This is a genomic window from Lysinibacillus sp. 1 U-2021 (assembly GCF_029916965.1).
Classification (GTDB): domain Bacteria; phylum Bacillota; class Bacilli; order Bacillales_A; family Planococcaceae; genus Lysinibacillus; species Lysinibacillus capsici.
Window position 1 is genome coordinate 3,831,911 of the sequence record NZ_CP123966.1, and the last position, 19,611, is coordinate 3,851,521.

The window sequence follows — 19,611 nt, forward strand, 5'->3', positions numbered from 1 at the left end:
CTAACGATATACTAAAAAGCCGCTACAACTGGACTGCCCCCATAAAGTTGGACAGTTCATGTTAAGCGGCTTTCAGGGCTTGACCCAGCAGAAGTTAGATTGTAAGTACCCCGCTTAAACGGACCATCTGGTCTTTGTTCCACGGTGACGTGCTCATACCTCCTGAAATGTGGGAGATTTGAGTATGGTTGTCCCTTATGAGCGAAATTTGCACGAAGCGGATAAGTTACCGGAGCTGAAGGTCCGCTGTGAGCGAAAAGCAGACTGTTACGCGTTGAAGTTAATTGTATTTCTTAGGTAAACACTATAATTTTCCTGACGTTAAGTTGTATCTTTGATAGGATTAAAAAATGTATAGATAGCTTATACTACTGAGGGAACAAAAAATGACGCAAATTAGTGAACGATGGAAGCACAACGGCATTACTAAAGGTTATTGCAATATTTGTGGAAAATATGATTTCCTCACAAAAGATCATGTTCCTCCAAAGTGCGCCATAACCTTAGGTCCTGTTCTTCAGAAAACAGTTAGCGAATTTTTTGGTGTTCAGGAACCAGTTAAACCATTAAATGCTAAAAACGGCTCTTATTTCAAAACCATTTGCAGCCACTGTAACAATAAGGTATTAGGTGGACTCGACGTTGCAATTGAAAATGTAGCAAATTCATTTAAAGAACAGTTGAGTCAATATATGAATGGTATGAATGTATATCCATTCATTAGAATACCTTTTGATAGCATATCTTTCACTAAGGCTATGATTGGACACGTGCTATCGGCAACTTCAGTTGAAGATTGTAAAAAAGAACCCGTAGATAGCCCCTTCTATACACCTTTAAAGGATTATGTTTTGGGTAAGAATCCAAGTTTTGAGGAGACTCATGATATTTACTACTGGTTTTACCCACACAGAATGCACATATCAGCTCAAAGTGTAGCATTTATGAACGAAGGACATGTAGCATTTATTTGTGCTTTACATTTTTTTTCTATCGGTTTTATTATCACAATTAAAAATGAAGGAATATACCCTGCCCACTCAACAAAATTAGAACTTAAAGATAAATTCCTTACATTTAACATGACATCTGTAAATTATGAGTATACGACATTTCCATTTGTAAATCTTAAGGGAAACCAAATGTATGCTATAAGCAACGGCCATACATGTGTGAGTTATCCAATAATTAAGTGACTGCTAGATCATAAAATCGACGCAAGTTCACTTTCTACATATACCATCTATACTGTCCGCTCTTGGCACAAAGCGGACAACCACGCTAGCTCTACCCTATGCCATGAAAATGTCAATTCACATATTAATTAATGCTCTTAAATATCATCACTACAATAAATACCGAACATCTCCCTGATAAAACGACAATATGCGCTTCATAACTTCGCTTTTACGGCACTCACTACAAATTATATTATGACGCCTGTCGTAACGACGTATTTCTCCGTCTGGTAATGACCAAATAAGGTCTGGATCAACCACAACTGGTTTCTTCACCTTTGCCCTCGATAGTTTTTTGCGGGCGTTTTGCCAGTCTTTACGTGCCTGCTCAGACGGGAATAACCCGTAGCCAGAGTTGTATACGTCACCATTCGCAACCAACTCCCTGGCAAGAACACTTATCTGATATCTTGTCGCCCCCGTTTTAGCTTCCAGTTGTCGTAACGTCTCGCGCCCACTCTGGCGTACGAGATCAACGATCTGCCCTTTAATTTTTTCCCGCTCTTCCTGTGTAAATACTTTTGCCATAAGCCCTCCCCAGGAATCACTTTTCCGACACAATACGACTGGAGGAATCGACAATCTGTCGGACAATATCCTGGTGCTTGTTCAGCTCCCGCAGCGCGGCGCAGACTCGCTCCCACCTCTGGACATGACTTTTCGCCCGGCGCAGTTCGCGGTTTGCCATATGCAGCGATGGTAAAATCAGGCCATTGGCTCGCGTTTCAGTGAACGATGGCAACGACTGCACAATGTCCCCCACAGTATCTGTTTTAATTTCTTCCTGTGTTGCCGCTTCCTGTACTGGTAACGCAACACCGGCTGGCTGAGAAAAGGCTTTACCAGGTGTTTTCTCTACCGATACAACTTTCGGCTCTGCTGGTAAATTTTCCCCGGTTTCTTTTACCCGCATCCACTTACACCCCTTCCCCTGTCCCAGCTTAATCACCATGCCATCGCGGCAAAGCTTTTCCATCGCAGAAACCAGCGACCTGACGCAATCAGCACGCCCCACAGCAATTGCAATCTCAGCGGTGGTCATTGCCCCACCATGAGCAAGTGTGGACAGGATGTCGCAGCGATTCAGTGGCTCACGCTCTTTTCTGCTGACCACCGGACGGGATTTTCTTTCCACTTTACACACCGTTACTTTTTTTTCTTTCACGCCAGTTTGTCGTTCTGAAGCAGACCAGTAACCATTAACCGACACAACTTCTCCCAGCTCTTCGTACTCCCTCAGCATTTTAATCGCCTCTGCAGGTTCAATGCCCAAACTGGCAGCAAGCTCGGTGCACGTCACCTTTTGCATCGCTTTTAACGTATCAATCAACGTTTCCATCAAAATTTCTCCCGTTAAAAATTATTTACCAATCTCAAACAAAACTTATCCCCTGAACCCTGGTGGAATTTCGGTGTCCGGTTCAGAAATGTGATTCACACAACGCTGTACAGGCGAACGCCCCAGACGGATAACCAGCTCATCCCATTTATCGCGAAGTTTTGACGGACTCATGATGTTTTTTACCCAGAATGGATCCCGCTGTACCCGACCAAACATTTCGCAGATTTGTCTGTGAGTTCTGCCATCCAGCATCCGCATTATGCGCACGTCATTGGCCCATGCTGTCCAGTTGGGTTCTTTCGGTCGGGTGATCTCGCCATCATCGCTGGCGGCCTGTTCGTAAAGACTCACGATTCGCCCCCAGATCCACTGTGCGCATGCCAAATCCTCCTGATTTCCCCACTGACGTTTTTTTGCACTAAACACAATCGCATCAGGATGTCGGGTTAAAAAGTCCTGTTCAGCCGTCTGCGGGTCCGGTTGCGAAGCTTCCGGACGAAAAGATCTTTTATCTGACGGATCAGGTTTTAATACTGACGGATCGGGGCCAACCATCGCCCCCCTAACCGGCTGTTTTTTACCAACGGTTGATCCATCAAAATTTGACGGGTCAATCGTTGGGGGGGCAATATTTGACTGGTCAACTGTTAACGGGTCATTTTTTGCCGGGCTAATTTTTCTTTTCGGTTTATATGCCTCACGCGCCGCCTCAGCTGCTGCTTCGAGTTTTTCCACATTAAGGCGGTAGATATTGCTTTCATTACGCCCACCGACCTTACGCTCCTCCTTCGTCAGCCAGCCGTTCTTTTCCAGTTCCGCTATCGCCGCTTTAACCGTTGATTCACTCTTTGCCCCAATCTGACGACGAATGGTCTCCACTGCAGGCCATGACACACCTTCGTCATTGCTGTAGTCTGCAAGGCGAGCCATTACTGCCACCCTGGATAAGATCATGCCGGTGAAGGCGCACCCTTCCCAGACAAGACCATGAAGCTTGCTGCTCATAAAAAACCCCGAACACCGTGCTATTAGTGCATCACCACAGCATTTCCTGCCGGGCCACCACGATTCATCTGATTGAAACCGGCGATTGCCACTGCGACAAAATCATCAGCGTCTCTCACCAGTCGTTCCCGCGTCTCCACCAACTCCCGAAAATAGACTGAACTGTGGCTGCGCATCCGGGCCACCAGCAGAGGTGGCATTGCTTTTTCGATCGCTGGTAACAACGCCTGAATTTTTTCAACCGCATCAGTGGTGTCTTTCTCCACCCAGCGGAAAATTTTCTGGGTATTACGAGCCAGGGCTTCTGGATGGCTGTCGTCGTACAGTTCCGGGGACGTCATTCCCAGTTCGAAATAAGCCCTGGTTATCTTGGCCGCCGGAACTTTTTCACCATCCGGATGCGCCCAGGCATTCATAGCCATGCGGATGTGTTCATGCTTGATTTTCATGAATCATTCTTTCCTTCGTTCAAGGTGTTATCCTTCTTTTTGTAAAGTTCTGGGTTCAAAGATAATTTTCCCTTGGAGTATGCGGCAGCTTCCGCGGCCCTCCCCTTGGGAACTATTTCACCAGGACGTTTGCGCCACATGTATATAGCTTCACGGGTTATCCCATAAAAATCGGCAACTCTCTGAACAGAGCCAAAAAACTGGACAAGTTCATCAACTCGCATTTCACCCTCCTAAAACTAAGTATTTTTAGATTAAAGGATAATTTTTTTTAGGTCAATGCAATCTAAAATAATTTATATTCAATTCACGGGAGATGATGATGGAAAGCCTTGGCATTAGGCTTAAGAGACTCAGAAAAGACAAGGGACTGACCCAAGTCGAACTGGGCAAGCTTTCTGGCGTAACAGGGGTAACTATAGGGTACTGGGAGAAAGACCTAAACGAACCCGGTAGCAAAGCTCTTAGTAAATTAGCCCAAGCACTAGGAACTACTGAGTCCTATCTCCTATATGGAGTATCGTCTACTGAACCTACCCTTGTGCAGAACAATTCAGGCACCCAAATCCCCTATCTTTCATGGGGGGAAGCAATTTCTTTCCTAATTTTAGAAGGAGAGAAAACTATGGGAAATGCCGACAGAATCACCACATTCTTTGACGTCAAGGAGGGGGATTTTGCCGTTTCAATGCCTGATGACACTATGCACAACCCATCAGGGTCGCCAAGCATTCCGGTTGGTGCCACAGTGATCATGAGGCCTAGGGAAAAATATAAAAATGGTAGTATCGTCGCTGTAATAGTCCCAGATCCGCTTACAAACGAACCATCTATGACTATAAAAAAATTAGTCATCGACGGAAAACTCGTGTATTTAAGCCCCCTCAATCCTCGCTATCAATCGTCCTTACTGACACCTGAATGTAAAATTGTTGCTGTAGCAAAAGGTGTGCAGTTCAGCCTATAGCTTCCACTTTGTTTTTCAATCAGAGGTCGGCTTTGTCGACCTTTTTTAAATATATCTAGATCGCGCTTGACTATAAAACTAAATAGATTTAGTTTTATAGTATACCACCCCGCCCCACAGAACGCAGGGCAATACTTCGAGTTACCAGGCAGTGGTCAGGGGTTAAGTAGCCAGCCCGAGGCGTAAGAACATGACGGCAGGGTTCAACTTTAACTATGCAGCAGGTTTTTGTTCCGCCACCCCGGCGTTAAGGGGAAATGAGGTCAGCATGGATACTATCGATCTTGGCAACAGCGAATCTCTGGTATGTGGCGTGTTCCCCAACCAGGACGGTACGTTCACCGCGATGACATATACCAAAAGCAAAACGTTTAAAACCGATAACTGGCGCGCTGGTTCTCCAGCAAAGTGTTCATCCAACAACTCAAGACACGTTTTGTACATCACAAGCGTTTCATTGGTTGGATGCAAGATAGTCCTTGAACGATGAAATCCTTTAGTCATAGCATTACGGCTGTATGATAGGCCAAGACTGATGGTGCGGCCAACAAAACCTGCATCCCTTGCACGTTTCATTACATCTTCGCACATCTCTAAAAGTACTACTGATATTTCTTTTCGAGTGTGATAGTCCCTCATCAACATTTGACCTTTACCAAAACTTAAAGAAGGATTTTTAACTAAAGGTTCACCCAATTTTGATAAATCTATTCCCCATGCATGGTGATACAATTGATTGCCCATAACACCAAACTGCTTTTCTAATTCATCTAAATCAGCATTTGCTAATCCACCGACCGTTTGAATACCCATCTTATTTAGGTTAGCTTCCATCTGCTTACCTATGCCCCACATCTCTGACAAGGGGCGTACAGGCCAAAGTTTTTCAGGAATGTCTTCATACGTCCATCTAGCAAAGCCCGTTTTCTTTGCCGAAATGTCCAATGCTAATTTTGCAATAAGCATGTTCGGACCCATACCAATAGCGCTTTGTATATTAAATTGATCAAGTATCGCTCGCTGAATTTCTTTGGCTGTATCTTCTGCTGAGCCCCATAACTTTTCGGTACCTGTTAAATCAACAAAGCTTTCGTCCACACTATAAACATGGATAGCTTCTGGAGGAACATAGTTGGAAATCAACTTTGTAATTGACATGGACATCTGAATAAAGAAAGCCATTTTAGGTTCAAACAATTTTATATCAGGATGTTTAGGAATTTCATAACGACGATTCCCTGTTTTAATTTTGAATCGTTCTTTCATGACTGGTGAGGCAGCCAACACCACACTGCCTGGCTGATTAAAATTACCGACAACCGCTATTGGATCCTTCAGTATATCCAACCCTTCAAGCATGGCGATGCAGCTGGCATAGAAGCTTTTCATGTCTATACAAATGATTGGTCGATTCGGCATATTCTCATAGTTCATACAACATCACGCTCTTTTCGAATAACAGGAGTAACTGCGAGTATACTTCCAATTAAGAAAGTACGTTTTGCTTGTTTGGTAAAACAGTAAGCTTGGAACGTATGACCAACAATTTTAATAATCTTGATACGTCTTTTTGTTACTTCACCAGATTTAGCCATATACATCATATTCATAATTTGATTACGTTGCATTGCTTTAACTAATTGATCTCGCATCTCGATTTCCTCCCATAATCTCACGTAATTTTAGTAGCTGGTTAATAACGACATCTAAGCTTTCCACTTGATTGAAAATAAAAGTAACAGGAGCTTCATCCATTTTTACTTTTTCATTTGTGCCAATTTTTAAAGATGTGCCTATAGGTAATGGATCAACCTCTAGGAATTGAACAATCCCTGGGCTTTTAAATCTTTTATATCCAGTTTGAATCAAAATATCTCCTACTCCAAATATTAGCTGCGTATTATTGTTAGTTATTATTGGCACAATGAAACTCCCCATTTCTTAATCTATACAAGAACATCTGTTTGTATACATATTAGAACAGACGTTTGTGTTTTGACAAGATAAAATTTTTGGAAATAAAAAAAGCCCATTACCAATTAAGGTAACGGGCCATTGTTGTTAAATGCTACGTTGTGCAATGATAATTTCTAAACCTTTTAAATCTCCGTTTGTTAGAGTGCCAGCATCAAATTTTTCAAGATGTGATTTATCAATAAGCTTTTTGTCTACTGCTTGCTTTAGGTAGTCACGTACTGCTGCTTTAAGTGTTTCATTTGTAAATTGCATTTTATCATCATCCTTTGCAATTGGTTTCGTTGTATTACCTTCCACAATTAATTGCACTTGGTATTTGCTATTGGTTGGAACAATTACCTGTCCTTCAATTTTGTATCCCTTTGGCATAATCCAAGTTGGTTTAACTTCAAAGTGTGGACGATCAATATTCGCTGTCCAATCTCCACCCCATGTAATACCAAGCTTCCGTGCAATAGCACCTACTCTACTTAGTGTTGCCACATCATATAAAGTCTGTGGAGGACCAACAGCAATATCCCATGCTAATCGTGACTTGTGATTGCTATCTAATGTCCAAGTAACAATCTGCCCTGGTCGAGTTCTACCCTGTGCATAAAGGTACTTCTGTCGTTCCTGTGAGCGATATGTTTCAGTGATAAAGATGTTCTTAATCCCTGCTTTAAAACACTCTTGGAATAACAAACGACAGGCAGTTTGTGCAGCTGGCAATAGTTCTGAAATGTCTCTACATGTAGTAGTTAGACTTGTCATTTTGCATCATCCTTTGGCTTGTCATATTTAAGCGCCTGCTTGCTGTCAGAAGTGCCAACAGTAGTTGGGTCGATAATAATACCAAGCAATCCTAAAATGCTTAATACAGTCTCTGAAATGGCTGTGATTTGAGCATTGTAAATCGTAATATCGACATTAAAAATGCCTGCTATTTGATTAGCAAGCACTAGTAGTAATGCGATTAATGACACCCAAAATTGTTTATGATATATACGTACTTTCCAGTTGATTTTCATATTACATCAGTCCCCCTTTAATAATAAAAGCCAATAACGCACTTACAAGACCGCCAATAAGCAATCTTAATATCCAAGTTGTGTTGTCTTTAATTCCACCTATATCTTCGCGAATTTCCTTAATATTTGATTCAGCAACAGCAAGCCGTGTTTTCACATCGGTCATGTCATTTTCTAATCTTCCCATTCGTTGCTCCATGTCAACACCTCACAAATAAAAATAGCACTGCTCGGTACAGTGCATTGCTTAGGTCTTGTTGTATAAAAATAGCCCTCCACAATAATCTGTGGAAGGCAACATTTTAATTATTATTTTTCAGCTAATTTCAATTGACTTAAAGCTACTGTTAACCAAAAACCGATTGCACTAATAAAGAGTAGCGTTAAAATTGGATGCTCATATACAAGTTGCATTTCTTCACCTCATTTTTGACATAAAAAATAACGCTAGCTTATGCTGCGTTTACGTTGTTTGTTGAGCATCCATTAGTCCGATTAACTCTACATATTGTTCTTGTGTAATTTTCGTCATCATTAAGAATAAGCTCAGATCCGATTCCAGTGATTCGTAATTATAATTCTTTGAATTAATAACAAGTTTAGCTGCTTTATAGATCATATTTATTTCCTCCTTATAGTCCTAACTCTTTTTGTATTAATAATAATTCAGTGTTCAATAATATTTTTGCTTGCATTTCTTCAACAGTTAATTCCTTCTCCTCCTCCACTGGCGGTGAAGGTTCAATATTTGCAACTATTAGTGTTTTATCAGTATACAAAACATTTACACCATCAACAGAAAATTCTTTAATCAAATACCCGTCTTCCACGTATTCATTAATTACCTTAATCAACGTACATCACTCCTTCGTAGGTAAATACAGCATCTCCTCCTGAACCTGGTCCTATTCTACATAACTGAAATTCTATTTTTTCTGAGAACTCCAAGAATCCACTTACTAAAAGATACTTAGTACTAACGTCTCCAATTGATTCAAACGTATATTCGCCAATACCTTTCGGAGTGGACTTAGTACCAGCATAAAAGTTCACCTCAACAGGGGTACCAGGAAACATAAGAATATACGTTCTTTGACCTACAGAAGAAGTATAGGATCCATATATAGCGTTATCCAATAAACTTTCGCTTACTCTTAGTCCGTTCGTAATACCATTTTGTGTTGGTGATACAGGTGACATAAACCCCACAGGTACGCCATCCACTAAGATTCTAAAAGTAGCACATGAAGAATTACTAGCAGTGCAATGAGAGCTGAAAGACTTTATTTTCCCCTTACCATTTATAGTCTTAACAGTTGTCCAACCGTTACGTGGAAAGTTGTAATATTCGGTATCATCTATCGCTATATTATCAAAAATAGGTATTTCCTTTTTTACTCCTTCACTAATCTGTTTTAATAAATGATTAATACCCATCCTTAACTCACCTCCACACCAGATATATAAACATTGACCGCACTTGCCGCACCAGCTATGAGTGTAATCGTTTCTGTAGCATTCATCACTGTTGATAAGTCAATTGTGATTGTGTCTTTTGCTGTTACATTATATTGATAAATGACCTCTGTCCCTGCAATTATTACAGTAATAGTTGCACTAGATGTTGTTTTGTTGGTTAAGACAATATTTTTAACAATCGTAGTTGTGCCTGCTGGTGCTGTATAAGCAGTTGTTGATGTTGTCCCTGCCGTACCTTTGTATAAACGTTTTGCTACTGTAGGCATTTAATTCACTCCCATCCAGTACATTATTTCTAAATCTTTCGTTTTGTTTTCTGCACTAACGGCTTTATCGTTGACTGTTTTTACAGCATTTGCTGTGGCTGCTTGTGCTGTACTTGTACTCGTTACCGTATTGTTTAGTTGTACATGACCAGCCTTAGAAGTTGAAGCCGCCGTGCTTTCATGAGTACTGAAATTTTGCTCTAAAGTTGCAACTTTTGCCGTCAATGTAGCTGCAATATTTTCATCCAATAAATCTTGTAATGTCGCAACCCAAGCTTCGAAATCTGTTTGTTCTTGCTGCATCCAATTTGTAAATGATGTTTGCTGTAATAACATCCAATCTGCAAATTCTTGTTCCTCTAACTCTTTCCACGCCTCTAAATCACCATGTTGAGTTGCCATCCATTGTTCAAATGATTGACGCTGGTCTGCCGTCCACAGTTCTAATTCTTGGGTATATAGAGCTTTTTGCTGATTAATCCATGATTGATATTGATTAAATAATGTTGTTGTATCAACTTGATTGACTGTACCATGTACAATGCCACATAGAGCTGTATTTAACCGTTGGTCTGTGATGTTTGCTTGTGTAACTTGTGTTGCACCGTTATTTATTAGTACATCAGCAAGTGCTAGTTCATAAGCGTCTGTATTACGTTGTAATGAAGGAGCAACTGGATTACTTGCAAAAGTTCCTTTTTTAACAACTAATTCAATTTTTCTGGTTAAATGATCAAGTCGCATTACAATACGATCAATGCGTTTTAAAACACCGTCTGCGACATCTAATGACAACACATGGTCACCATCACTAAAAATAAAATAGCCGTCAATCCAGCCACTTCCTGGTTTAACGACTACTTTCATATTTTCATTTGATACAACTTGTAGATTTGTACTTGGGTTTGGAAATACTCCATTCCCAATAAAAGTTGCGAAATATTTGGCAAACCACCATGCGTTATATTTTCGGTCACCGTTAACACTGTTAAAAATCCCACTATAGATTGTCATTACTTATTCACCTTCTTTTTTATCTTTTCAAATAACGTGGGAATATTACTGCCAAAATTAATGCTAAACATTATTCCTTCTTTCTTGCTAATGAATGTAGACGAAATCACACGTGGATGCATAACTCTTTGAATATCATCGTTTCTAATGCTTACTCGATCTCCAAGATAATAATCAATTCCATACACAAACTGACTATTCATATCAACTTCGCTTTCAAATGTTTCTATAATTTCATATTCAGAAAGTTTTTCATCCCCACGTTTAATTAGAGCAGCATTGTATTCTGCTGTAGACATGGTTATTTCATCACCATTATCGTTTGTGTACGTACTTTGCAAATCACGTGCATCAACAAATACCTCTCTACGATTAAATCCACTAAATTGATCGTTTGTTACCTTATACTTTCGAGCAGTTCCTTCGCCTTCACCAGCTACAATGGCCGTTGTCTTATAATCAACCCTGTTGTGTACATATTTTTGATTAATGATATTATCGAACTCTTTGCTGAAAATGACATGTGGATTAATCATTTGTTGAGTGCTTCGATCTACTCCTTGCCACGTAACAAAATCAAACTTCTTGTCTTGATGGTTCAGTAAAATATCCATACTCATTTCATGCTTATTGCATACTTCAAAGCAATGTTCTAGTAATTCGCCACCTGTTTTAGTTGATTCGTCATTAATGCTTACGCCACTATTAGTACCCAGTCTAAGGTTAGGAATTACTTTATTTGGATTACTAGGATTAATAGCATTGTTTTTGACAAAATATTTTATTAGGTCCTCCACATTGCCGCTGAATTTTTGTTGCCTTTCTATAACTCTCCAGGACAACATGAAATTAAGTGAATAAGCATGGATTTCAATTTCAGTTTCTGCTTCATCTGTATAATCAAAGTGTTCAATTATATAGCCATATTTAGCATCATCTTGTGTAGTTAAAATGTTGTCATGTTTCAACAATTCAATTGCTTCTGGCGAACTTGATATACGTAAAATCAACTGGCTTACTTTGTCGTAATTACGCTCGATTTGCAGCTCCTTGTATTCACTAATTTCGCCTAATAAATTAAATTCTAAATCAAATACATACAATTCAATCATTTTTACACCCCAATCCTTTTTGGCGTAAACTCAACAGACACTTCCAAAAAATCTAATCCACTGCTTGCATCATATCTTAACAAATTGTCACCAGGCTCCAATTGAAGAAACTTAGAAGTATTAAAATCCAGAGCATTAAAGATATTAGACTGCTCATTATTTCGAATCAAAATGATGGATCGTTTCCCTTTGTAAGTTGAAACTTCTATTACATCACCAGGAAGCATTGTGTAATTAAGATTAAAAGCTTCATACGTATTTACATTAAGTAGCTTCGGATTTACCACTTCAGAAAGTGCTAAGAAGCGTATTGACATGCCAGTAGATTCACTACCCTCATTTAAAACATTAACGATTAAGGAAGGGTTACGATAGCCAATTTCAATCCCTTCTTCTACAACTTCTAACGGAAACTCTAAATTGGATTCCCAAAGAGCTATATCAACTTTTCTAGATGCAGCCTCATAAATAAAAGGGTCACTTGAAATAAATTGAAGTAATCCTGTTACCCATCTACGATTGTCATTTTCTCTGCCTTGTCCAAATAAAGGTGCAGTAGTTAAATTCGCATTAACGTAAAACTGATCTCCTGAATTTGTAGAAAAATCAATTCGCATAGGATTGAATTTCGGATTACATACTCGATATACTTCTTGTCTTTTTTCCTCAATCCACCAAGGGTCTTGATTTGTTTTTTGAATATAAAAGGGTACTTCAATATCACGAGTTTCCAATGTTGTAGATTGATAATGTGCTCCGTCAGATGTGGTCTCTGCCATATTTACTTTCGCACCCAATCCACTTATTGCAAAATCTTCACGAATAAAAAAGTGACGACCGAAAACTAACGAGTCGCCACGATTATTTGTAATCGTCATGTCTTTAATTATCAAGTCGTCACCTCCTAAAATCCAAATTGCATACGACGTAATGTACGTTCCATCTCGCGAGCCCCACTGTCATTAGTGTGGATGACCACAGATGGTTTAAAGTGTTTAGAGTTATCAATATTACTTTGAGTTCCTTGAGTATATGATGTATTGTCCTCCACAGAGGAGGCAAGGCGTTTAGATGCTTCTGTTACTTTACTTAACATATCATCCATACCTAACACTAGCCCTTGTCCGATATTGACCCCAAATCCACGCATCAATCGTGATGGACTGTGGATGTCAAGAGCAGACTGAATTGTGGACGACACAGCGCTTGCGATGGATTGTGCTGTTGCTATTACATTATTTTTCATTGACTCCATACCATCGATAAGTCCTTGCATGGCATTACGTCCATCAGTGTTTAAGTTGTTTTGCAAAACATCCATTTCACTTGATGCAACACCATTCAGCTCTTTAAACATAAATTCATATTCGTCTTTATATTTTGCTAACTGTTTTTCAGCATCTTCATTGATTTCGATCATTTGTTTATCGATGTCTTCTTTCATCGATGTTAATTGAGATATTGCTGTTTCTTTAGCTAATTCATTTTTACGAGTCCATAGTTCAACATATTTATTTAATTCTTCTTCTGTCATGTCCGCAAAAGAAGCAACTTGTCCTGCAGCTTTCGGTCCTAATGCACTGATTTCTTCAAGCAACTTACCGCCTATACCTCTGGCCACTAATTTTTCAATGCTTGTAGTGTATGTTTCCATAGCGATGATTTGCGAATCGAGAGAGGTGAGCATTTCATCACCAGTAATGGATTTTAGCTCAACTTTATCCAACAGTCCGAATTGCTTATAAATTTCTTCCGTTCTTTTTGTAACTTCTGTTTCATATTGAGCTAATAATTCAGATTGTTTTCTTGTTCTCTCTTCTTCAATTTCGATTACTTTTTTACTGTAATCTTTCTCCATTTGAACAAGTCTGTATGAAGCTAGCTCTTTTTGATTCTCATATTCTTTTAAGATCGCTAACCTATCGTAATAGCTTAAATGTTCCATTTCTAAAGCAGTTTTTAGGAATTTTAATGCCTCAACACCATAAGCATCTTTTGTTGTATAAATTTCAAGAAATTTATCCATTATCGATTGCGAATCTTTGAAATATCTTTTTTCGTATCCATCTATTAAATCAGGCAGTTCTTCAAATGTTTGTGCTACTTTTTTGACTATATTTTGTGATGCACTTAGTACCATATTTGAAGAATCTTCAATACCTAACGCTAGGCCTTCCACAGTCCAAATACCAATCTGTTTCATAACCCTAGATGGCGAGTGGATGTCTAAAGCAGACTTCATTGTTTTTGTGATAGAATCGGCAATTTCACGAGCTTTTTTCTCAAGTGGTCCTTGCATACTCCCGAGGCCATTAAGCAAGCCTTGTCCTGCATCTTTACCAATCTGTTCTAAACTCGAAAGTTCTGAAGATGTAGTTTGAGTTAAAGCTTTAATTTTTTGTTGCCATTCAGTATTGAGAGTATCTAATTGCGCTGAAGCTGCTCTACGTAAATTTGTAATTTGCTTATCAGTATCATTCTTCATACCGATCAGCTCTGTCTCAGCCTGCTTACGTGCCAATGCAGATTTTTCTTTATACAATTCACTGTATTGTTTTAATTGGTCATCTGTTAAGCCATTTAGCGCTTTTAACTCTCCAAGAGCCTTCGGTCCCATCTCTCGTAATTCGGCAAGTAGCCCCTGATCAATAGCTCGTTCAGATAATTTTTCGATTTCTTTTTGCCATAATATGAAACCGTCAACTTGTGATTTTAAGTTTGCTAATAGCTCGCCACCAGTAACGTCAATTTCAACTTTAAATTCATCAAATAAGCTTTTAAACGATACTAGGGACTGTGCTCGTTTATCTACTGCATCCGTATAAGCTTTTGTTAATGTTTCTTCTTGTTTAGCTAAGTCCTCGTTAATTTTTAAAATCTGGTTGGAATAATCATTATTAATAGCTGTGATTTCTTTGTTCACAGCTTCTACAGCTTTTTTGTACTCCTGTTGAGCTTTAATACGTTCTGCTGTACCTTCAGCAAACAGTTCCATCGACTGTTCCCAGACCTTGGCTTCATCGATTAATGTCAGCTCTTCCAAAGATTTTTTATCAGCAATGTAGCTTTTGATTACTTCTAAATATTCCTTCTCAGACTTTTCAACAAGAGCTTTGTATTTCTTGTTAAAATCTTGATCAGCTTTAAGCTTGTTATCTCTATAAGATGCCTGAAGTAAAGCTATGTCTTGCAATTCTTTTTGAGTTAAATCACGCTTCTTCTTAGCAGCTTTATTTTGAATCTTGTAGATTTTTTCTAGTGTCTTATCGTTTTTATCCTCATTTTTTCGATTAAATTCATCGATCAAATTTGTATATTCTTTTTGATAATTTTTAGATACTGCTAAGATGCCATCACCAATATTTGACATAGCTTTGTTAACACGTGGACTAGATTCATCTAGACCTATTGCCATCCCTTCACCAGTCCATAATCCGATCTGACGAAATACTCTTGATGGTGATTTTATGCCTAAAATTTTCTTAGCAGTTGAAGTGATACCATCAGCAATACCTTCGACTTTTTTCCATACAGATTCAGCCATGCTGCCAATACCTTTGACTAGACCGTTAATAATGTCCTTACCAACCTGAAGTAAGTTGACATTTTTTAAAAAGGATTCTGCTTCATTCCACTTTGTTTGGATTGTCGTCTTAACTTCACCCATCTTTGTAGAGACAGCAGATTTCATTTCATCAATCTTTTTACCTGGCCAAGATTTAATAGCTTCCCATTTTTCAGCAGTAACTTTCTTAGCTTCTTCCCATTTGTTTTTTGTATCGTCAACTATCTCTCGGGCTTTTCTTCCAACAGCAGATTTCATCATATCCCACTTAGAAACGATTTCTCCAGTTTCCCAGTTTACTTTTCCGACATGTTCGTCCGCTTGTTTTTGGGCTTCAGAGATAATCTTTTCATGGCGTTCTTCTGCTAATTTTATTGTTTGATCGCGGGATTTTTTTGCTTCAGCTATCATTTTATCTGCTTCTTCAGCAGATATATCCCCTGTTTCATCTCTCATTTTTATAATAAGTTTGTATTTTTGGTCATAGGTATCATTAGCTTCTTTAATGACTTCTTCTTTTTGTTTAACGGCATTTTTCACTACTTCTGCTGCTTGTTCTGCGGATACTTTAGATGCATTTTCTTTCATACGTTCAAGTATGACTTTTTGTTCTAACTCGCTTTCTGAGAACGTTCTAACAGCATTTTCTTTCATCATTTGATTGTAGTTATTGATAATTGTCCTGGAAGAAGGTGTTACCACCATCAATGATGATGTCACCTTTATCGAGGTATGGCTTGAGGGAATCAATAGCAGCATCCGTGCCTGCACCTGCTTTCACCATTAACAGGATGCGACGAGGCGTTTCCAGAGATTCAACGAACTCTTTCACCGTATAGTAAGGAACCAGTTTCTTGCCTGGATTTTCGGCAATCACTTCTTCCGTCTTTTCACGGGAACGGTTGAAAATAGAGACGGTATAACCACGGCTTTCGATGTTGAGCGCGAGGTTGCGTCCCATCACTGCCATACCGACTACGCCGATCTGTTGCTTTGACATTGTTTACTCCTGTCAGGGGGTTACCGCCTGTAGCGGCTTGAAAATATTTAAATCTAACAACAATTATATAGTTTCAAAAAAGTGATAATAGAAATGGCAAGTAGCCTAACCTTCATACAATACAATATAATCTTCTTTAAAACTATTTAAGTTAAATTGACATGAAATTTTATTGGCGACCTTACAATATTGTTCGTAATTATTCCTCACCTCATCAATGGCTCTAGATATATCATTGATATTATTGTTAAATAAAACTCCGTTATATTTTCCTTCATACTCGCCAATTAATTCATGACATCCACCAACATCGCTTAACAAAAGTGGCAAACCCGTTACACCTGCTTCTATCGCAGACATTGGTAAACCTTCGCTTTCAGAAACCAAAATAAATGCATCGTAATCATCATAATTATTGAAATCTTTAATCTCACCGACAAAATGAATATTATCATAATTTTTATAAATATTTTTAAGACGTTCAAGATACTCCCCACCACCTACAAGAAAGAGCTCAACATCTTTTTTTCTACTCAGAGTCTCAGCTAATAAATCAGGGCGTTTCGGGTGAGTCATTCGGCCTACAAAAACTAGCCTTAACACTTTTGGCATAATATGCCAAAATTTTTTTTCTTTATTTGTAGGGAAGGTTGCATTTTTTATAAGTTTCAGTTTTGATTCTTTTATACCAATAATATTTAAGGCATTATCCTTGTCATTTTCTGATACACACAATATTGCATCTGAGAAAAAGGATAAAAATCTTTCGATAAAACAAAGTATTTTTTTTGCTCGTCCACCATTATATATGCATGACCAACCATGCGAGACATATATCGATCGATGCTTCCATATTATCTTAGCTAAACGAGCATATAAACCCGCATTTGCTGAATTGCTTACAACAATATCAGCCTTAAGCATCCTTAGTATCTTTGCAATAGAGAAAAGGTTTGATATTTTTTTTATATTAGTCAGTGCTGGAACAAAAAAAACTTTATCAGGTGAAAAATTATCTGTGAGCCATCCAGTACATGACGTAATCAAAAATGTGTCATATTTATCTTCAAGAAGTAATTTTTGCTCACTTACCCATTTTTGAGCTCCACCAACCTCAGATTTAGTGATTATAAAAACTAGTCTTTTTCTATTATCCGTTTTCATATAATTGCCACTAATCTCTTATTTAACTATCATAACCATGAGGATTTTTTGACTGCCAATGCCAAGCATCCCGAATCATATCTTTTAAGTCTCTTTTGGCAGTCCATTGCAATTCTTTATTAGCTTTCGAACTATCGGACCAACATTCAGCAACATCACCATTTCTTCGCGGCATAACTTTATATGGTATTTTAACTCCCGTAACAACTTCAAATTCTCGAATAATATCAAATACAGAATATCCTTTACCCGTTCCTAAATTATACGTTTTTAAACCAGGACAAGATGTATTTCTCAATAAAGCTTTGACGTGAGCTTCTGCCAGATCCATTACATGGATATAATCACGAACACCTGTACCGTCAGGAGTTGGATAATCGCTTCCCAGTACATTTAAGTATGGATGAGCACCAATTGCAACTTGAGTCAAATAAGGAAATAAGTTATTAGGAACCCCATTTGGGTGTTCACCAATATTCCCCGACTCATGTGCACCGATTGGATTAAAGTATCGTAAAACAGTTATATTGAGATCATGATATGCCTTGCATACATCGGAAAGGATCAATTCCATTATATATTTTGAAGTACCATATGGGTTCGTTGTACCACCAGTATTTTCCGATTCAGTAATAGGGCAGTTTTCAGGTTTACCATAGACAGTTGCAGATGAACTAAAAATCAAATCTTTAATATTATTTTTTATCATTGCATTTAGCAATGACAATGTTTGTGCTACATTATTTAAATAATATTCAACAGGATTAAGTATAGATTCACTTACTGATTTCAGTCCAGCAAAATGAATGATGGAGGTTATGTGATGTTCAATAAATATTTCTTCTAATAACCTTTCACTACCAACATCTCCCTCGTAAAAAGGGATACTTCTATTTGTCATAAACTCAACCCTCCGCAGAGGTTCCATTGTAGAATTCGTTAAGTTATCCAAGACAACAACTGAATATCCTTGAGAAATCAGAGTATAAACCGTATGAATTCCAATATACCCACAACCACCAGTAACTAAAATAGACATGACTTCACCAATTATTAATTAATTCACCAGTTTTAGCTTCTATGAATTCTGAAGTAAATTCCTAATTTTTCTCAATAGTTTTAACATATATGGAGTAAGAACAAAGCTCAACGAGCCAAGAATAATATAATACATACAACTAATTTCGCGCATTGCCGTTAAGTATTTATTGAATGTAATTTCATCTTTAATGGATAATGTAAAGAGTGCGTTAACAAAGATATTTTTCTTCAAAAAAACATCAAGTGAATGATGCATTTTAGTTGGAAGTTTATTTTTTTCACTTGGATTTTCATGAAAATATTTTATATGATATAAAATATCATTATCAACTCTCGTTGCAGTTCTATTTTCTGCATTCCGCCTAATGATAACCTGCGGAGACCCTGAATATGCAACCTGTCCTAGCATTGCCATTTTTAACCATAAATAAATATCTTCACCAAGTTTAACTCCTACAGGAAAACCACCACATTCAGCAAACATTTTTTTATTCAAACATACACAAGATGAGTGAACCAAGGATCTAGAACGAGAGTACTCAAGAAAAAAATCATCCAAAATACCGATGTAATCACTAGGATATCTATTTTTAGCTTGAAATTTAGAACCATCTTCTAAAATCTCATAAAAACACGATGAATACATGGAACAATCAGGATATCTTTCAACTAAATTATTTATTTTCTCAAGGTGATTAGGTAACCAATAGTCATCTGCATCTAATAAACACACATAGCTTGATTTCGCTGATCTTATACCGGTATTTCTAGCAACTGATACTCCAGAGTTTGTAATATTCAAAAGTTTTATACGTTCATCAGTAAACTGTTTTATTACATTTTCACTTCCGTCCGTTGAACCATCATTTACTACAATTAATTCGAAATCAGTATGCGTTTGATTTAGAACAGATTTAATCGTGGACTCAATTGATTGACTTTTATTATAAAGCGGAATAACTACTGTTAAAAACATCATAAT

General features: G+C 38.1%; 24 protein-coding genes and 2 pseudogenes. 3 read left to right on the forward strand and 23 right to left on the reverse strand.

Features of this window, described 5'->3' with window-relative positions; genetic code table 11:
* Window positions 1–386 precede the first annotated feature (386 nt).
* A complete protein-coding gene (locus QH639_RS20195) occupies window positions 387–1,196 on the forward strand; it encodes a hypothetical protein (protein WP_281115146.1) in 810 nt (269 codons plus the stop codon).
* 150 nt (window positions 1,197–1,346) lie between these two features.
* On the opposite strand, the gene QH639_RS20200 is transcribed toward QH639_RS20195, so the two are convergent.
* The 5 genes from QH639_RS20200 to QH639_RS20220 are packed head-to-tail and all read right to left on the reverse strand — an operon-like array spanning window position 1,347 to window position 4,258.
* A complete protein-coding gene (locus tag QH639_RS20200; protein ID WP_021534151.1) occupies window positions 1,347–1,766 on the reverse strand; it encodes a DUF977 family protein in 420 nt (139 codons plus the stop codon).
* Between the two features lie 16 nt (window positions 1,767–1,782).
* Entirely contained in the window at window positions 1,783–2,577 is a 795-nt protein-coding gene (locus QH639_RS20205) for a DUF1627 domain-containing protein (protein WP_047649207.1), read from the reverse strand.
* 45 nt (window positions 2,578–2,622) lie between these two features.
* A complete protein-coding gene (locus QH639_RS20210; protein WP_137579178.1) occupies window positions 2,623–3,585 on the reverse strand; it encodes a helix-turn-helix domain-containing protein in 963 nt (320 codons plus the stop codon).
* Between the two features lie 23 nt (window positions 3,586–3,608).
* Window positions 3,609–4,034, reverse strand: coding sequence for a toxin YdaT family protein (locus QH639_RS20215; RefSeq protein WP_281115147.1), 426 nt, complete (start codon window positions 4,032–4,034; stop codon window positions 3,609–3,611).
* The gene (locus QH639_RS20220) at window positions 4,031–4,258 is read right to left on the reverse strand and encodes a Cro/CI family transcriptional regulator (RefSeq protein ID WP_001261751.1); all 228 of its coding nucleotides are present in this window, start codon (window positions 4,256–4,258) and stop codon (window positions 4,031–4,033) included. The genes QH639_RS20215 and QH639_RS20220 overlap by 4 nt, the downstream gene beginning before the upstream one ends.
* 92 nt (window positions 4,259–4,350) lie before the next feature.
* Here QH639_RS20220 and QH639_RS20225 point away from each other — a divergent pair, with 92 nt between their 5' ends.
* Both QH639_RS20225 and QH639_RS26400 read left to right on the forward strand, forming a co-directional pair.
* Window positions 4,351–5,001, forward strand: coding sequence for a LexA family protein (locus tag QH639_RS20225; protein ID WP_001349597.1), 651 nt, complete (start codon window positions 4,351–4,353; stop codon window positions 4,999–5,001).
* Between the two features lie 190 nt (window positions 5,002–5,191).
* Window positions 5,192–5,491 (forward strand): DUF1391 family protein, encoded by a 300-nt coding sequence (locus QH639_RS26400; RefSeq protein ID WP_348638183.1) that lies wholly within the window; start codon window positions 5,192–5,194, stop codon window positions 5,489–5,491.
* On the opposite strand, the pseudogene QH639_RS20235 reads toward QH639_RS26400, so the two are convergent.
* The 18 genes and pseudogenes from QH639_RS20235 to QH639_RS20320 form a co-directional block, all read right to left on the reverse strand.
* Window positions 5,377–6,435 (reverse strand): annotated as a pseudogene (locus tag QH639_RS20235) (Y-family DNA polymerase); the annotation flags it as partial. The gene QH639_RS26400 and the pseudogene QH639_RS20235 sit on opposite strands and share 115 nt — an antisense overlap.
* Window positions 6,432–6,653 (reverse strand): WYL domain-containing protein, encoded by a 222-nt coding sequence (locus QH639_RS20240; RefSeq protein WP_281115148.1) that lies wholly within the window; start codon window positions 6,651–6,653, stop codon window positions 6,432–6,434. The pseudogene QH639_RS20235 and the gene QH639_RS20240, both read right to left, overlap by 4 nt.
* Window positions 6,634–6,924, reverse strand: a complete 291-nt coding sequence (locus QH639_RS20245; protein WP_259419004.1) for a hypothetical protein — start codon at window positions 6,922–6,924, stop codon at window positions 6,634–6,636. The genes QH639_RS20240 and QH639_RS20245 overlap by 20 nt, the downstream gene beginning before the upstream one ends.
* Window positions 6,925–7,062: 138 nt before the next feature.
* The gene (locus QH639_RS20250) at window positions 7,063–7,731 is read right to left on the reverse strand and encodes a M15 family metallopeptidase (RefSeq protein ID WP_281115149.1); all 669 of its coding nucleotides are present in this window, start codon (window positions 7,729–7,731) and stop codon (window positions 7,063–7,065) included.
* Window positions 7,728–7,988: a phage holin gene (locus QH639_RS20255; RefSeq protein WP_281115150.1), complete on the reverse strand. Its 261-nt coding sequence runs from the start codon at window positions 7,986–7,988 to the stop codon at window positions 7,728–7,730. Before QH639_RS20255 ends, QH639_RS20250 begins: the two co-directional genes overlap by 4 nt.
* Before the next feature lies 1 nt (window position 7,989).
* Window positions 7,990–8,187 carry a hemolysin XhlA family protein gene (locus tag QH639_RS20260; RefSeq protein WP_281115151.1) on the reverse strand — a complete coding sequence of 66 codons (198 nt, stop codon included), beginning with the start codon at window positions 8,185–8,187 and terminating at the stop codon, window positions 7,990–7,992.
* Window positions 8,188–8,451: 264 nt separating this feature from the next.
* Entirely contained in the window at window positions 8,452–8,607 is a 156-nt protein-coding gene (locus QH639_RS20265; protein ID WP_281115152.1) for a hypothetical protein, read from the reverse strand.
* Between the two features lie 13 nt (window positions 8,608–8,620).
* The gene (locus QH639_RS20270; RefSeq protein ID WP_281115153.1) at window positions 8,621–8,842 is read right to left on the reverse strand and encodes a hypothetical protein; all 222 of its coding nucleotides are present in this window, start codon (window positions 8,840–8,842) and stop codon (window positions 8,621–8,623) included.
* A complete protein-coding gene (locus QH639_RS20275) occupies window positions 8,835–9,425 on the reverse strand; it encodes a hypothetical protein (protein WP_281115154.1) in 591 nt (196 codons plus the stop codon). Before QH639_RS20275 ends, QH639_RS20270 begins: the two co-directional genes overlap by 8 nt.
* 2 nt (window positions 9,426–9,427) lie before the next feature.
* Window positions 9,428–9,733: a hypothetical protein gene (locus QH639_RS20280; protein WP_281115155.1), complete on the reverse strand. Its 306-nt coding sequence runs from the start codon at window positions 9,731–9,733 to the stop codon at window positions 9,428–9,430.
* Window positions 9,734–10,747 (reverse strand): phage tail protein, encoded by a 1,014-nt coding sequence (locus QH639_RS20285; RefSeq protein WP_281115156.1) that lies wholly within the window; start codon window positions 10,745–10,747, stop codon window positions 9,734–9,736. It abuts the gene before it with no gap.
* The gene (locus tag QH639_RS20290; RefSeq protein ID WP_281115157.1) at window positions 10,747–11,859 is read right to left on the reverse strand and encodes a siphovirus ReqiPepy6 Gp37-like family protein; all 1,113 of its coding nucleotides are present in this window, start codon (window positions 11,857–11,859) and stop codon (window positions 10,747–10,749) included. Before QH639_RS20290 ends, QH639_RS20285 begins: the two co-directional genes overlap by 1 nt.
* Window positions 11,860–11,861: 2 nt before the next feature.
* The gene (locus tag QH639_RS20295) at window positions 11,862–12,752 is read right to left on the reverse strand and encodes a phage tail family protein (RefSeq protein WP_281115158.1); all 891 of its coding nucleotides are present in this window, start codon (window positions 12,750–12,752) and stop codon (window positions 11,862–11,864) included.
* Between the two features lie 11 nt (window positions 12,753–12,763).
* Window positions 12,764–16,132, reverse strand: a complete 3,369-nt coding sequence (locus tag QH639_RS20300; RefSeq protein ID WP_281115159.1) for a hypothetical protein — start codon at window positions 16,130–16,132, stop codon at window positions 12,764–12,766.
* Window positions 16,104–16,424: pseudogene (locus QH639_RS20305) on the reverse strand (NAD(P)-binding domain-containing protein); the annotation flags it as partial. The pseudogene QH639_RS20305 and the gene QH639_RS20300, both read right to left, overlap by 29 nt.
* 105 nt (window positions 16,425–16,529) lie before the next feature.
* Window positions 16,530–17,588 (reverse strand): glycosyltransferase, encoded by a 1,059-nt coding sequence (locus QH639_RS20310; protein ID WP_000845364.1) that lies wholly within the window; start codon window positions 17,586–17,588, stop codon window positions 16,530–16,532.
* Between the two features lie 22 nt (window positions 17,589–17,610).
* On the reverse strand, window positions 17,611–18,627 hold the full coding sequence (galE, locus tag QH639_RS20315) for a UDP-glucose 4-epimerase GalE (RefSeq protein ID WP_001365893.1): 1,017 nt from the start codon (window positions 18,625–18,627) through the stop codon (window positions 17,611–17,613).
* 39 nt (window positions 18,628–18,666) lie between these two features.
* Window positions 18,667–19,608: a glycosyltransferase family 2 protein gene (locus QH639_RS20320; protein ID WP_015953182.1), complete on the reverse strand. Its 942-nt coding sequence runs from the start codon at window positions 19,606–19,608 to the stop codon at window positions 18,667–18,669.
* Window positions 19,609–19,611: the final 3 nt, after the last annotated feature.

Coding starts and splice junctions, on each gene's coding strand:
- QH639_RS20195 (WP_281115146.1), top strand. CDS start 387: ATGACGCAAATTAGTGAACGATGGAAGCACAACGGCATTACTAAAGGT.
- QH639_RS20200 (WP_021534151.1), bottom strand. CDS start 1,766: ATGGCAAAAGTATTTACACAGGAAGAGCGGGAAAAAATTAAAGGGCAG.
- QH639_RS20205 (WP_047649207.1), bottom strand. CDS start 2,577: ATGGAAACGTTGATTGATACGTTAAAAGCGATGCAAAAGGTGACGTGC.
- QH639_RS20210 (WP_137579178.1), bottom strand. CDS start 3,585: ATGAGCAGCAAGCTTCATGGTCTTGTCTGGGAAGGGTGCGCCTTCACC.
- QH639_RS20215 (WP_281115147.1), bottom strand. CDS start 4,034: ATGAAAATCAAGCATGAACACATCCGCATGGCTATGAATGCCTGGGCG.
- QH639_RS20220 (WP_001261751.1), bottom strand. CDS start 4,258: ATGCGAGTTGATGAACTTGTCCAGTTTTTTGGCTCTGTTCAGAGAGTT.
- QH639_RS20225 (WP_001349597.1), top strand. CDS start 4,351: ATGATGATGGAAAGCCTTGGCATTAGGCTTAAGAGACTCAGAAAAGAC.
- QH639_RS26400 (WP_348638183.1), top strand. CDS start 5,192: ATGACGGCAGGGTTCAACTTTAACTATGCAGCAGGTTTTTGTTCCGCC.
- QH639_RS20240 (WP_281115148.1), bottom strand. CDS start 6,653: ATGCGAGATCAATTAGTTAAAGCAATGCAACGTAATCAAATTATGAAT.
- QH639_RS20250 (WP_281115149.1), bottom strand. CDS start 7,731: ATGACAAGTCTAACTACTACATGTAGAGACATTTCAGAACTATTGCCA.
- QH639_RS20255 (WP_281115150.1), bottom strand. CDS start 7,988: ATGAAAATCAACTGGAAAGTACGTATATATCATAAACAATTTTGGGTG.
- QH639_RS20260 (WP_281115151.1), bottom strand. CDS start 8,187: ATGGAGCAACGAATGGGAAGATTAGAAAATGACATGACCGATGTGAAA.
- QH639_RS20265 (WP_281115152.1), bottom strand. CDS start 8,607: ATGATCTATAAAGCAGCTAAACTTGTTATTAATTCAAAGAATTATAAT.
- QH639_RS20275 (WP_281115154.1), bottom strand. CDS start 9,425: ATGGGTATTAATCATTTATTAAAACAGATTAGTGAAGGAGTAAAAAAG.
- QH639_RS20280 (WP_281115155.1), bottom strand. CDS start 9,733: ATGCCTACAGTAGCAAAACGTTTATACAAAGGTACGGCAGGGACAACA.
- QH639_RS20285 (WP_281115156.1), bottom strand. CDS start 10,747: ATGACAATCTATAGTGGGATTTTTAACAGTGTTAACGGTGACCGAAAA.
- QH639_RS20290 (WP_281115157.1), bottom strand. CDS start 11,859: ATGATTGAATTGTATGTATTTGATTTAGAATTTAATTTATTAGGCGAA.
- QH639_RS20310 (WP_000845364.1), bottom strand. CDS start 17,588: ATGAAAACGGATAATAGAAAAAGACTAGTTTTTATAATCACTAAATCT.
- galE (WP_001365893.1), bottom strand. CDS start 18,627: ATGTCTATTTTAGTTACTGGTGGTTGTGGGTATATTGGAATTCATACG.
- QH639_RS20320 (WP_015953182.1), bottom strand. CDS start 19,608: ATGATGTTTTTAACAGTAGTTATTCCGCTTTATAATAAAAGTCAATCA.